The 14119-nt window shown below is 69.2% G+C and carries 10 protein-coding genes; 3 read left to right on the top strand and 7 right to left on the bottom strand.

Features of this window, described 5'->3' with window-relative positions:
* Positions 1–136: 136 nt before the first annotated feature.
* Complete coding sequence (locus WMK75_RS05730; RefSeq protein WP_347266703.1) at positions 137–1711, top strand: trimethylamine methyltransferase family protein; 1575 nt, start codon at positions 137–139, stop codon at positions 1709–1711.
* Positions 1712–1811: 100 nt separating this feature from the next.
* Here the strand turns inward: WMK75_RS05730 and WMK75_RS05725 are convergent, their stop codons facing one another.
* The 7 genes from WMK75_RS05725 to WMK75_RS05695 all read right to left on the bottom strand — a co-directional run bounded on the left by WMK75_RS05725 (position 1812) and on the right by WMK75_RS05695 (position 11158).
* Positions 1812–2510, bottom strand: a complete 699-nt coding sequence (locus tag WMK75_RS05725; RefSeq protein ID WP_347266702.1) for a response regulator transcription factor — start codon at positions 2508–2510, stop codon at positions 1812–1814.
* Positions 2503–5214 (bottom strand): sensor histidine kinase KdpD, encoded by a 2712-nt coding sequence (locus WMK75_RS05720; protein ID WP_347266701.1) that lies wholly within the window; start codon positions 5212–5214, stop codon positions 2503–2505. Before WMK75_RS05720 ends, WMK75_RS05725 begins: the two co-directional genes overlap by 8 nt.
* Before the next feature lie 9 nt (positions 5215–5223).
* Entirely contained in the window at positions 5224–5778 is a 555-nt protein-coding gene (gene kdpC / locus WMK75_RS05715; RefSeq protein ID WP_347266700.1) for a potassium-transporting ATPase subunit KdpC, read from the bottom strand.
* An 8-nt stretch (positions 5779–5786) separates the two neighbouring features.
* Entirely contained in the window at positions 5787–7823 is a 2037-nt protein-coding gene (gene kdpB / locus WMK75_RS05710; protein ID WP_347266699.1) for a potassium-transporting ATPase subunit KdpB, read from the bottom strand.
* Between the two features lie 7 nt (positions 7824–7830).
* Positions 7831–9516 carry a potassium-transporting ATPase subunit KdpA gene (gene kdpA, locus WMK75_RS05705; protein WP_347266698.1) on the bottom strand — a complete coding sequence of 562 codons (1686 nt, stop codon included), beginning with the start codon at positions 9514–9516 and terminating at the stop codon, positions 7831–7833.
* Positions 9517–9821: 305 nt separating this feature from the next.
* Positions 9822–10733, bottom strand: a complete 912-nt coding sequence (locus WMK75_RS05700) for a TerB family tellurite resistance protein (protein ID WP_347266697.1) — start codon at positions 10731–10733, stop codon at positions 9822–9824.
* 2 nt (positions 10734–10735) lie between these two features.
* A complete protein-coding gene (locus WMK75_RS05695; protein WP_347266696.1) occupies positions 10736–11158 on the bottom strand; it encodes a hypothetical protein in 423 nt (140 codons plus the stop codon).
* Between the two features lie 207 nt (positions 11159–11365).
* Between WMK75_RS05695 and gpmI the strand changes: the two genes are divergently transcribed.
* Complete coding sequence (gene gpmI / locus WMK75_RS05690) at positions 11366–12889, top strand: 2,3-bisphosphoglycerate-independent phosphoglycerate mutase (RefSeq protein WP_347266695.1); 1524 nt, start codon at positions 11366–11368, stop codon at positions 12887–12889.
* The gene (locus WMK75_RS05685) at positions 12886–14115 is read left to right on the top strand and encodes a peptidase M23 (RefSeq protein WP_347266694.1); all 1230 of its coding nucleotides are present in this window, start codon (positions 12886–12888) and stop codon (positions 14113–14115) included. Before gpmI ends, WMK75_RS05685 begins: the two co-directional genes overlap by 4 nt.
* Positions 14116–14119: the final 4 nt, after the last annotated feature.

Genomic DNA, 14119 nt, shown 5'->3' with positions numbered 1-14119 from the left:
TCCGACGCGGCCGCCGCCGGGCGCTGTCGCTTTTGCCGCATGCCGCGGCGTTTCGGGGCGATCGGGCGGCACGGATTGCATTACCATCGGCCTTGGCGGGGCGCGGGCGCCCGACACAGGATCAGGGATGGCAAGCATGAACGACGAGACTGCAAGCGACCAGCAGGCCGGCGGCGGACGCCGGGGCCGCGGCGCCTCGGGCGGGGCGGCGGCGCGGCGCGCGGCGCGTTCGGGGGGCGGGCCCGGGGTGCAGATGCCGCATGTCCGGCGCCGCACCGCGGTCTTCGAGGTGCTGGACGAAGAGGGGCTGGCGCTGATCGAGCGCAATGCCGACACCGTGCTCGAGGAGGTCGGCATCATCTTTCGCGACGATGCCGAGGCGCTTGCCATGTGGAAAGAGGCCGGCGCCGAGATCCGCGGCGAACATGTGCATTTCCCCAAGGGCCTGTGCCGCCAGCTGCTGGCGACCGCACCGGCAAGCTTTGTCCAGCATGCGCGCAACCCCGAACGCTCGGTCGAGATCGGCGGCAATGCCATGGTCTTCGCCCCGGTCTATGGCCCGCCCTTCGTGCAGGACCTGGACGGCAACCGCCGCTATGCCACCATCGAGGATTTCCGCAATTTCGTGAAGCTCGCCTATATGGCGCCGGCGATCCACCATTCCGGCGGCACGGTCTGCGAGCCGGTGGACGTGCCGGTGAACAAGCGCCATCTGGACATGATCTATGCCCATATCCGCTATTCGGACAAACCCTTCATGGGTTCGGTCACCGCGCCCGAGCGCGCCGAGGACACGGTTTCCATGGCGAGGATCCTGTTCGGCGAGGAGTTCGTGGCACAAAACACCGTGCTGACCAGCCTGATCAACGCCAATTCGCCCATGGTCTTTGACGAGACCATGCTGGGCGCGGCCAAGGTCTATGCCCGCGCCAACCAGGCCTGCATCGTCACCCCCTTCATCCTGGCCGGCGCCATGAGCCCGGTGACCGTGGCCGGCACGCTGACCCAGGTGCTGGCCGAGGTGCTGGCGGGCGCGGCCTTCACCCAGCTGGTGCGCCCGGGCGCGCCGGTGCTGTTTGGCACCTTCGCCTCCTCGATCTCGATGCAGTCGGGCGCGCCGACCTTCGGCACGCCCGAGCCCTCGCTGGTCTCCTACGGCGCGGCGCAGCTCGCGCGGCGCCTTGGCCTGCCGTTCCGTACCGGCGGCTCGCTCTGCGCCGCCAAGCTGCCCGATGCCCAGGCCGCCTATGAAAGCGCGAACACGCTGAATTCGACCGTGCTGGCGGGGACGAATTTCGTCCTGCATGCAGCGGGCTGGCTCGAGGGCGGGCTGGTCTCGAGCTATGAGAAATTCATGATGGACATCGACCAGCTCGGCATGCAGCAGAAATTCTGCGAGGGGGTGGACCTGTCCGAGAACGGCCAGGCCATGGACGCGATCCGCGCGGTCGGGCCGGGGCATCACTTCCTGGGCTGCGACCATACCCAGGCGAATTTCCAGACCGCCTTCTACCGCTCCAGCATCGCCGACAACAATTCCTACGAGCAATGGGCGGCCGAGGGCAGCAAATCCGCGCCCCAGCGCGCCAACCAGCTGGCGCGCAGCTGGCTGGAGGCCTATCAGGCGCCGGCGCTGGACGCCGGCATCGACGAGGCGCTGAAGGATTTCATCGCCCGCAGAAAGGCCTCGATGCCGGACGCCTTCACATGAAAGCACCTCGACTCCGCCCGGTCGAAAGTGGCCGACCTCATCCACAGGGATGTCTGGCGGAGTGGCCTGTCGGACCCGTGACGGGCCGGGCCGGGCGCGATCAGCCCCCGGCCGCCAGCCGATAGCCGATACCCGGCTCGGTAAAGATCAGCCCGGGGGCGGCGGCGTCATCGCCGATCTTCTCGCGCAGATGGCCGATGGCGATGCGCAGGTAATGCGTGTCGGCCAGATGCGCCGGCCCCCAGACGGTGCGCAAAAGCTGCTCATGCGTCACCAGCCGCCCGGCATGGCGCGCCATGAGCGCCAGCACGTCGAATTCCTTGCGCGTCAGGCGCAGGGGCGCGCCGTCGCGGCTGGCCAGGCGCTCGGCCAGGTCGATGCGCAGCCCGCCGGTCTCGATCACCGCGGCGGGCGCCTCGCCGGGGCGGCGCCGGGTCAGGGCGCGCAGCCGCGCCAGCAGTTCGGCGCTGGCGAAGGGCTTGGTCACATAATCGTCGGCCCCGGCATCCAGCGCCGCGACGATCTCGGCTTCCGCCGCCCGCACCGAGACCACCAGGATCGGCACCTGCGACCAGGCGCGGATCGCCGCGATCACCGCCTTGCCGTCCATGTCGGGCAGGCCGAGATCCAGCAGCACCACTGCCGGCGCCCCGGTCGCGGCACGTTCGATCCCCTCGCGGCCGCGCCCAGCCTCGTCCATCTGATAGCCCGCGCTCTCCAGGATGACGCGCAGAAAGCGGCGGATCGGGGCCTCGTCCTCGATCACCAGCAGGCGGATGGGCTGTTCGGGTTCAGGCATCTGGCTCCTCGGGCGGGGTCGCGGCGGCGGGCAGGATCATGCGGATCGCCGCCCCCGCCCCCGAGGGCGGGTCGATCACCTCGACCGTGCCGCCATTGGCTTCGACCATTCCCTTGACGATGGCAAGCCCGACGCCGGTGCCGGCGGGCTGGCCGTCGCCCTGCAACACCCGGTAGAACAGATCGAAGATGCGCGGCCGGTCGGCGGGCGGGATGCCCGGCCCCTGATCGCAGACGGTCAGCGCCAGCGCCCCCGAGAGGGGGGCGGTCTCGATGCGGATCTCGCTGCCTTCGGGGGCGAATTTCGTGGCGTTTTCCAGCAGATTGGCCAGCGCCTGCCCGACCAGCGCCGGATCGACATGCGCATGCGGCGTGCCGGGCTGGATCTGCGTCTCGATGTGGAACCGCGCCAGAATCCGCGCCAGATCGCCGCGCGCCCGGCCGATCAGCTCGGCCACGGGCACGACCTCGCGGCGCGGCACCAGCGCGCCATGGCCCAGCCGGGTCATGCCCAGCAGGTTGCCGACGAATCGATCCAGCCGGCGCGCCTCGTCCAGTGCCTCGCCGACCAGCAGGCGCTCCTGCGCCGGGCCGAGGCTGCCATCCGCCACCGCCGACAGCGCCCCGATCACCGTGACCAGCGGCGTGCGCAGGTCGTGGCTGACGCTGTTCAAAAGCGCCGCGCGCAGCTTTTCCGTCTCGGAAGCCAGCCGGGCGCGTTCCAGATCGCCCTCGACCATGATGCGGTCGACGGCGACAGCGACCTGATCCTCGACCGCGACCAGCAGCCGGCGGGTCTCGGGGTCCATGCGGCGCGCGGAATCGGTAAAGCGCAGCCCCACCGCACCCATCGGCGCGCCCTGCGTGGCCAGCGGGATGAACATCCATTCCGCCGCCGGCAGGGTGTCGGTGTCGCGCCCGGCGGGCTGGTTGCGGTCATGCGCCCATTGCGCCGCCGCCTGCGAGACCGCATCGAGATCCTCCTCGATGGCCGGAAAGCCCTGCACCTGGCGCAACGTCCCCTCCGGCCCGGGCATCAGGATCAGCGAATGGCATTCCAGCGTGCGCCCGATATGCGCCGCCGCCGCCCAGAGCACGTCATCGGTGGTCGTGGCCGAGGCGATCTTGCGGGCAAAGCCGTAAAGCGTCTCGGTGCGGGCCTGGGTGGCGCGCATGAACTCGACCTGGCGCTTCAGCCGCCCGGCCAGCGTGCCGGTGAACAGCGCCGAGACGGTGAACACCAGCAGCGCCACCACCGACTGCTCGGCCGCCACCGCGAAGGAATAATAAGGCACCGTGAAGAAGAAATTATAGGCCAGAAAGCTGAGCACGCTGGCCACGACCGCAGCGGCGGCGCCCAGCCGCATGCCGACCACCAGCACCCCGATCAGATAGATCACCGCCAGCGAGGCCACCGGCAGCACATGCCAGAACGGCCAGGCCAGCACCGTGCCGGCCAGCGCGGCAAGGGCGGATTCGACGCCGATGCGCGCCCAGGCCCGGCCGCGCCGGGGTGGCGAGATGGCAGCGGCGGGCGGGGCACGGTCGCTGACCGGGCTGAGGATGGTGACCTCCAGCCCCTCGGCCCCGGTCACCAGCCGGTCGGTCACGCTGCCGCGCAGGGGCGCGGCCAGCCTTTGCCACCAGTGGCGCGGCTCAGGCCGCGCCAGCACCAGCCGCGTGACGTTCAACTGCCGCGCGGCGTCCAGAAAGGCGCCGGCGATGTCGCCCTCGGATCGCAGGGTGCGGGTCTCGGCGCCCAGGCGTTCGGCCAGCTGCAGCGCCTCGGTCATCGGCGCGGCGGCGGCCAGACCGCCGGCCTCGACCGCGGGGGTGACGACATTCGCCACGATCCAGGGGATGCGGGCGCGATCGGTCATCCGCCGCCCCGCCCGCACCAGCCCCTTGGCGCGCGCCGGATCCTGCAGGCAGACCATCAGCCGATCCTGCGTCGCCGCCCGGCCGGCGCCGCGGGTCAGCGCCAGCACATCGGCATCGACGCGGCTGGCGGCGGTGCGCAGCGCCAGTTCGCGCAGCGCCGTCAGATTCGGGCGCGAAAAGAAATTCGTCAGCGCCCGCCCGGCCTGCGCCGGCATATAGACCTTGCCCTCGCGCATGCGCTGGATCAGTTCCTCGGGCGGCAGGTCGATGACCCGGATCTCATCGGCCATCTGCAGCACGGCGTCGGGCACGGTTTCCTGCACATGCACGCCGGTGATGCGCGCCACCACGTCGTTGAGGCTTTCCAGATGCTGGATGTTCAGCGTGGAATAGACATCGATGCCGGCGGCCAGCACCTCCTCGACATCCTGCCAGCGCTTGGGGTGGCGCGATCCCGGCACGTTGCTGTGCGCCAGTTCGTCGATCAGCGCCAGTTCCGGCCGGCGCGCCAGCAGCCCGTCGAGGTCCATCTCGGTCAGCTGCCGGTCGCGATAGGCGATGACGCGGCGCGGCAACTGTTCCAGCCCCGCCAGCAGCGCCGCGGTTTCCTTGCGGCCATGCGTCTCGGCCAGCGCCACCAGCACCCCGGTGCCGCCCGCCGCCCGCTGCGCCGCCTCCTCGAGCATGGCATAGGTCTTGCCCACCCCCGGCGAGGCACCGAGAAAGATCTTCAGCCGGCCGCGGCGCGGGCCGTCGCCCGGGCCGGATTCGGCCAGGGCCTCGGCCAGAAAGCGTTCGGGGTCGGGGCGGGGTTCCTCGGGCATCGCGCCAGCCTATCGCGGCCCGGCGTCCAGCGCGAGATTGGCCGCAAGCACATTGACGATCCTGCCGCCGACAAAGCCGAATGCGGGGCCGCTGGCGGCGGCGCGGATCGCCGCCTCGACCGTGGCTGGGTCCTGCCCGCGCGCGCTGGCGATGCGCGGCACCTGCGCCAGCGCCGCGCCCAGGCTGACATGCGGATCCAGCCCCGAGGCGGATGCGGTCGCCATCTCGGCCGGGATCGGCGCCTCGCCCCAGGCCGCGGCGCGTTCGCGCACCTGTTCAAGCAGCACCGCCGAGGACGGGCCGAGGTTCGAGCCGGTGGAACTGCCGGCGTTATAGGCGGGGTCCGTGGCCGAGGGCCGGCCCTGCAGGTAACGGGCCTCGGTGAACGCCTGACCGATCAGCAGCGAGCCGAGGATGCGGCCGTCGCGCTCGACCAGCAGGCCATTGGCCTGCGCCGGCATCAGCCGCTGCACGAGCACGGTCATCGCCAGCGGATAGGCAAGGCCGAGGATGGCGGAAAAGGCCAGCACCAGGGTGACGGCGGGGCGGATATGGGACAGCATGGCGAACCTCAGGCCAGTTGTGCCAGATCGACGAGCATGTCGATCAGCTTGATGCCGATGAAGGGCGCGACAAGCCCGCCCAGGCCGTAGATCAGCAGGTTGCGCCCCAGCAGCGCCCCGGCCGAGGCCGGGCGATAGCTGACCCCCTTCAGCGCCAGCGGGATCAGCGCCACGATCACCAGCGCGTTGAAGATGATCGCCGACAGGATCGCCGATTGCGCCGTGCCCAGACCCATCACGTCAAGGACTGCCAGCCCCGGATAGGCGGCGACGAACAGCGCCGGCAGGATGGCGAAATACTTGGCCACATCATTGGCGATACTGAACGTGGTCAGCGCCCCCCTCGAGATCAGCAATTGCTTGCCGACCATGACGATCTCGATCAGCTTGGTCGGGTCGCTGTCCAGATCCACCAGGTTGCCGGCCTCCTTGGCCGCCGCGGTGCCCGAGTTCATCGCGACGCCGACATCGGCCTGCGCCAGGGCCGGCGCGTCATTGCTGCCGTCGCCGCACATGGCGACCAGCCGGCCAACCGCCTGTTCGGCGCGGATCAGTTCCAGCTTGCGCTCGGGCGTCGCCTCGGCAAGGAAATCGTCCACCCCGGCCTCGGCAGCGATGGCGGCGGCGGTCAACGGGTTGTCGCCGGTGATCATCACCGTGCGGATGCCCATGCGGCGCAATTCGGCAAACCGCGCGCGGATGCCGGGCTTGACCACATCCTTGAGGTGGATGACCCCCAGCACGCGGCCATCACGGGCCACGACCAGCGGCGTGCCGCCGGACATGGCGATGCGGCGCACGATCGGCTCGGCCAGCGCCGCGCCCTCGGACCCAAAGGCGCGGGCCATGGCGTCCGAGGCGCCCTTGCGGATCTGGCTGCCATCAGTCAGGTCGATGCCCGACATGCGGCTTTGCGCGGTGAAGGGTATGATCGCCGCGCCCTCGGGCCGGGCGGTGCCGAAGCCGTGCAGCCTTGCGGCCAGATCGACGGTGGATTTGCCCTCGGGGGTCTCGTCCGCCAGGCTGGCAAGGCAGGCGGCCTCGGCCAGGTCGCGCTCGGCCACGCCGGGCACCGGCAGGAAGGCGTCGGCCATGCGGTTGCCGAAGGTGATGGTGCCGGTCTTGTCCAGGAGCAGCACGTCGATGTCGCCCGCCGCCTCGACGGCGCGGCCGGATTTCGCGATGACATTGGCCTTTACCAGCCGGTCCATGCCGGCGATGCCGATGGCCGACAGAAGCCCGCCGATGGTGGTGGGGATCAGCGTCACGAACAGCGCCGCCAGCCAGACCACGGGAATGGCCAGCCCCGCCCAGCCGGCAAACACCGGCAGCGTCACCACCACCAGCAAAAACACCAGGCTCAGCCCCGCCAGCAGGATGTCGAGCGCGATCTCGTTGGGGGTCTTGGCGCGGCGCGCGCCCTCGACCAGCGCGATCATGCGGTCAAGGAAGGTCTCGCCCGGTTTGGCGGTGACGCGCACCACCAGCCAGTCGCTGATCAGCCGGGTGCCGCCGGTCAGCGACGAGCGGTCGCCGCCGGCCTCGCGGATCACCGGCGCCGATTCGCCGGTGATCGCGCTTTCATCGACCGAGGCCACGCCCTCGATCACCTCGCCGTCGGTGGGCACAATGTCGCCGGCCTCGACCAGGATCAGCTGTCCGGGTTCCAGAAACGCCACATCCGTCGGCTCGTAAAGCCCGCGATCGGCAGGGTTGAGCAGCGCCTTGGCCAGCGTCGTCGCCCGCGTGGCGCGGAAGGCGTCGGCGCGCGCCTTGCCGCGGCCTTCGGCCACGGCCTCGGCGAAATTCGCAAACAGCACCGTGGCCCAAAGCCACAGCGCGATCTGCAGCGCCGTCAGGCTGTCCGGCCCGCCCCATTGCACGATGACAAGGACGGAGGTCACCACCGCCACCAGCGCGGTGGCAAAGATCACCGGGTTGCGCGCCAGATGGCGCGGATCCAGCTTGCGAAAGGCGGCCAGGGCGGCGGGCCGCAGAATCTCGGGCGAAAGCAGGCCGAATGCGGGTCTGGGATGGCGGGACATGTCTGCCTCAGAAGCTCTGCCCGGCCGCGATCGCGACATGTTCGGCGATCGGGCCAAGGGCAAGGACGGGAAGGAAGGTCAGCGCACCGATGATGAGGATCGTCACCACCAAGAGCACGGTGAAGGTCGGGCCATGCGTCGGGAAGGTTCCCGCCGTGGCCGCCGCGCGGGTCTTGCCCGCCAGCGAGCCGGCAATGGCCAGCACCGGGATGATATAGGCCCAGCGGCCGAACATCATCGCCAGCCCGATCATGGTGTTGTGCCAGGGGGTATTGGCCCCGAAACCGGCAAAGGCCGAGCCGTTGTTGGCGGTGCCCGAGGTATAGGCATAGATCAGCTCGGTCAGCCCGTGCGGGCCGCCGTCCTGCACCGAGCCCTGCGCCGCCCCCACCAGAATCGCGGCCGCCGACAGCACCAGCACGCCGATCGGCATGACCATCAGCGTCAGCGCGGCGAGCTTCATCTCACGCGCCTCGATCTTCTTGCCCAGCCATTCCGGGGTGCGCCCGACCATCAGCCCGGCCAGGAACACCGTCAGCACGACATACAGCACCATGCCATAGAAGCCGGCGCCGACGCCGCCATAGATGATCTCGCCCAGCAGCATGTTGAACAGCGGAATCATCCCCCCCAAGGCCATCAGGCTGTCATGCATGGCATTGACCGCGCCGCAGGAGGCCACCGTGGTGGCGACGACGAACAGCACCGTCTGCGCCAGACCAAAGCGGGTCTCCTTGCCCTCCATCGACACGCCGGGCCCGGTCAGGTCGGCCAGCAGCGGATTGCCGGCGGCCTCGGCGAAATAGGCGGCCAGCAGCACGCCCACGAACAGCGCCGACATGGCGGCAAAGATCGCCCGGCCCTGGCGGCGGTCGCCGACCATGCGGCCGAAAAAGAACGGAAATGCCGCCGGGATGATCAGGATGGCGTAGATCTGCACCAGATTGGTCAGCGCGGTGGCGTTCTCATAGGGATGCGCGGCATTTGCGTTGAAGAAACCGCCGCCATTGGTGCCCAGCATCTTGATCGCCGCCTGGCTGGCGACCGGCCCCTGGGCGATGACCTGCGCAGGCCCTTGCAGCGTGGTCGCGCTGACCGATGCGGCCAGCGTCTGCGGCATGCCCTGCCAGACCAGCACCAGGGTGATGATGATGGCGCCCGGCAGCAGCAGGTAAAGCGTGGCGCGCGTCAGATCGACCCAGAAATTGCCGATCGCGCCCAGGGACCGCGCCGCAAGCCCACGCACCACCGCGACCGCAACCGCAATTCCGGTCGCGGCCGAGACGAAATTCTGCACCGTCAGCCCGAACATCTGGCTGAAATGGCTGACCGTGGTCTCGCCGCCATAGCTTTGCCAGTTGGTGTTGGACATGAAGCTCATGGCGGTGTTGAAGGCCTGATCGGCGGCCATGGCGCCAAAGCCCTGCGGGTTGAGGGGCAGATACCCTTGCAGCCGCAGCACCAGATAAAGCAGCGCGAATCCCGCGGCGTTGAAGGCGATGGCCGCCATGGCATAGCCCGTCCAGCGCTGACCGGCGCCGCTGACGCCCGCAAGACGCATCAGCGCGCGCTCAACCGGCGCAAGGAACGTCACGCGCCCGGTAAAGACCGCCGCCATATAGGGGCCAAGCGCCAGCCCGCCCGCCGTCAGCCCGGCCAGGAACAGGGCAAAGAATGTCAGGTCCTGGGCCATGTCAGAACCTGTCGGGCGCCAGCAGCGCGATCAGGAAATAGACGAAAAGGACTGCGGCAAGACCGCCGCCAAGGACATATTCGACCGTCATGGCGCCCTCACAGCCGGGCCACGGCCGCCACGGCCGCCGCCGCCAGCCCGAAGGCCAGCAGACCGCCGCCGAGGAACAGGATGTCGGAAAGCATGTATCACTCCATTTGCCCTTCATGGGCAGGAGCATGCCGACGCGGCCCGTAAAGCCGCGATAGCAAAGCGCGCAGGCGGCGTAAAATCGGCGTAAAGCCGGCCGGGGGCGGCGACGGCGCCTAGTCCGACCTTCCCCGGCGCAGCGCACCCAGCAGGCCGCCGAAGGCCGATCGCGCGCCTTTCGCGATCGCCGCGCCGCCGTCCTGCGCCAGATCGGCGGCGCGCGCGGCATATTGGCCGGCGCTGCGGCCCAGCTGCGCCGTGGTGGACAGATGCGCCGCCAGCTCACGCTCGATCACCTCGAGCGCCAGTTCCTCGCGTTCGTCCATCTCGCCATCGGCATGGGCGATCTCTTCAAGGAACGCGCGCAGCCCCTTTTTCATGGCCTCCGGGTTGCAGTCGGGGTTGTCCATCTGCTGCTCGGCCAGGGTGCGCACCATGTCCTTCAGCGCAAGACCGCGGACCTGCTGTTCGATCAGCGGCAGGGCACGGCGGGCATAATCCGGGGAAATGCCCCAGACCTCCTCGAAATAGCCGATGATCGCCGCGCGCTCGGCATCGTCCAGCGGCGCCGAGAATTCGGCCACCTTCACCGCCAGCCCCGCCATCAGGTCGAAGATCGTCGCACCCAAGAGGTCGATGGGGGTGTTGATGAATTTCGGGATCGTCTCGACCCGCGATTCCGAATAGCCCGACATCAGCCGCGTGGCACCGTAATAGGCCCCGCCCGAGGCGACGGCGGCGGCGATAACCCAGCCGACCGGGGTTGCAGCCGCAGCGCCGAACCCCAGCACCGACAGGAACCCGCCGCCGCCAAAGAATGTCGTGGCGACGGCCGAGGATGAGGCCACGGCCGCACCCGCCGCCCCGGCCTCTTTCACGTCCCACATCTGCTGCAGCACGTTTTTCAGCTTCAGGCTGGCATAGGCGTCCTCACCGATGCCCAGCTTGATCTTGAACCTGGTGGTGTCGGCGACGACCAGTTCCGCCGCGCCCAGATCTTCGATCAGTTTTTCCGTTGCATCGGTCATGTTCACACCGCCACCAGAACCCGGAAGGAATCGACCAGCACGTCCACGCGGGCGCTGAAACCGGGGCTGGTCATGTCCTGCAAGGCGCCCATGCCGACGCCGATGGCCAGCAGCAGCGGGCCAATGATCGCACCAAGCGCCTTGCCGATCATCGGAATTTCCTGAATCAGGCTGGAGACGATCAGCGCCACCACCGCCCCCATGGCCATGGCCGGGAATGCCCGGATCAGGTCCAGCGCAAAGGCCAGGATGCGGCGGCCGATGGCGATGACCTTGCCGCCCACGCGGACGGTGATGCGCGCCAGATCCACGAGGATCGCCTTGAGGTCGGCGGAAAGATTGGTGCGCTCGATCATCTCGACCAGCTTGCGTTCGGGCGGGCTGGCGTTCACCTCGCGCATGAGCGCGTCAAATGCGTCTGTCATGAAAAAACCTCCGGGACCGATCACGAAAACATCTCGGCAAGGCTAAGAGGCAAGAAAAAACACAATAACCCCGCGGCGTTCGGAAACCGCACCCTGACGAAAAAGCCAGGGCCGGTCCGCGCTTCACGAATGCCGGCGAATCCTGCGCCGAACTTGCCCTGCGCGCGCGCGGGCCTTAGAAGCGTCACGACCCTGAACGAGGCCCCCATGACCAAGCGCAAACCCGTCGTCCTTTGCATCCTCGATGGCTGGGGCATTTCCTCGCGCCCCGAGCAAAGCGCGCCGGATCAAGCCAGGACTCCGAATTTCGACCGGCTGATGCGCGAGAACCCGCATGGGACGCTGGTGACCTTCGGTCCCGATGTCGGCCTGCCGAAAGGCCAGATGGGCAATTCCGAGGTCGGGCACACGAATATCGGCGCCGGCCGCGTCGTCGCCATGGATCTGGGGCAGATCGACCTGGCGATCGAGGACGGCAGTTTCTTTGACAATGCCGGGCTTGAGGATTTCACCGCCCGGCTGAAGGCCAGCGGCGGCACTGCGCATCTGATGGGCGTCGTATCCGACGGCGGCGTGCACGGCCATATCATGCATGTCATCGCCGCCGCGCGCGCCGTGGCCGAGCAAGGCGTGCCGGTGGTCATCCATGCGATCACCGACGGGCGCGACGTGCCGCCGAAATCGGCCATGGGCTTTGTCACCGAACTTGCCGGCAACCTGCCCAAAGGCGCGCGTATCGGCACGGTGATCGGGCGCTATTTCGCCATGGACCGCGACAACCGCTGGGAGCGGGTCAACCGCGCCTTTGCCGCCATGATCCGGGCCGAGGGGCTGGCGGCACCGGACGCCGCCCATGCCGTTCTGGACGCCTATGCGCGCGAGGAGACCGACGAATTCATCCAGCCCACGGCGATCGCGGGTTACACAGGGGCAAAGGACGGCGACGGTTTCTTTTGCCTGAATTTCCGCGCCGACCGCGCGCGCGAGATCCTTGCCGCCATCGGCCAGCCGGATTTCGCGGCCTTCGACACCGGCCCGCGCCCGGCATGGGCGGCGCTCTTGGGCATGGTCGATTACTCGGCAAGCCATGACGAATACATGCAGGCCGCCTATCCCAAGCGGCAGGTGGTCAATACGCTGGGCGCCTGGGTCGCGGCCAGGGGGCTGCGCCAGTTCCGTCTGGCCGAGACCGAGAAATACCCGCATGTCACCTTCTTTCTGAATGGCGGCAAGGAGGCGCCCGAGCCGGGCGAGGACCGTTTCATGCCGCAAAGCCCCAAGGTCGCGACCTATGACCTGGCGCCCGAAATGGCCGCGCCCGAGGTCAGCGCGAAACTGGTCACGGCGATCGAGGCGGGCTATGACCTGATCGTGGTGAATTACGCCAATCCCGACATGGTCGGCCATACCGGCAGCCTGCCCGCCGCCATCCGCGCCTGCGAGGCGGTGGACAAGGGCCTGGGCCTGATGCTGGCGGCGCTGGCGGCCGCCGGGGGGGCGGCGGTGGTCATCGCCGATCACGGCAATTGCGAGACGATGATCGACCCCGAGACCGGCGGCCCCCATACCGCCCATACGGTGAACCCGGTGCCGGTCATCGTCTTTGGCGGACCGGATGGGGCCGGCGTCAGGAACGGCCGGCTGGCCGATGTGGCGCCGACGGTGCTGGATCTGATGGGCCTTGGGCTGCCGCCGGAAATGACCGGCCATTCGCTGATCGTGCGCGCATGAGGGTCCGGCTGTTCCTGTCGCTGCTGCTGGCCTGCGGCCTCGGCTCGATGGCGCCGGCCGGGCCTGCGATACCCGCCCAGCCCGACCCGCAGCTTGAACGCGCCGCCGCCGAGGCGACCGAGGCCGCGACCATGCTGCGCGACGCGGTCGGGCAGCTTGACGCGGCGTTGTCCAAGGACGACCAGGTGGTGGCGCTGACCGGCATGATCCGCGGCTATGAACAGGGCCTGGGCGCGCTGCGCACGGCGCTGCGCCGCGCCGGCCTGCGCGAGCAGGAGATCCGCGACGAATTCGACGCCCGCCGCGAGCGGCTGGGCAGCGTGCTGGGGGTGATGACGGCGATGCAGCGCTCGCCCGAAACCATGCTGCTGCTGCATCCCGCCGGGCCCGAGGCCTCGGCCCGCGCCGGCATGGTGCTGGGCGCCGTGGCACCCGGGCTGGACAGCGAGGCGCGCGAGATGCAGCAGAAACTGGCCGACATCCGCAGCGTGCGCACCATCCAGCTGAACGCCGCCAATACCCTGGCCCAGGGCCTGGGCGAGGTGCAGGAGGCGCGCCGGCTGCTGGTCTCGGCGGCGGGCGACCGCTCGGCCATGCCGCTGCGCTTTGCCCAGAACCCGCAGGAACTGACGGCGCTGCTGGCCTCGGCCGACACGCTGGACGCCTTCGCCGCCGGCATTTCCGGCATGGAGCAGGACGTGGGCGCCCCCATGGCCGATTTCGAGGGCGCGCAGGGCAGCCTGCCGCTGCCGGTGGTCGGCAGCGTGCTGCGCCGCTATGACGAGCCCGACGCCGCCGGCGTGCGCCGCCCCGGCCTGGTGATCGCCACCGGCCCGGCGGCGCTGGTCACCGCGCCCTGGCCCGCCACCATCCGCTATCGCGGGCCGCTACTGGACTATGGCAATGTGATGATCATCGAGCCGGCGCGCGACTATCTGATCGTGCTGGCCGGGCTGGCGCAGGTCTTTGGCGAGACCGGCGACGTGCTGGATGCCGGCGAGCCCCTGGGCCTGATGGGCGGGCAGGAACCGCCGGCGCAGGAATTCGGCGCCGAATTCGTCGCCAATGCCGCCGCCGGCAATGGCGCATCACAGGGCGAAACACTGTATGTTGAACTGCGCAAGGGCAAGGAAACGCTGGACCCGGCCGAGTGGTTCGTGATGAATCCCATCATGGGCGAGGCCATCGCGCGCGAAGCCGGCCAAAGCGCAGCAGACGGCAACTGAACCG

The organism is Paracoccus sp. (in: a-proteobacteria) (assembly GCF_039808215.1).
GTDB lineage: Bacteria > Pseudomonadota > Alphaproteobacteria > Rhodobacterales > Rhodobacteraceae > Paracoccus.
This window is presented reverse-complemented; position numbering and strand designations above follow the sequence as displayed.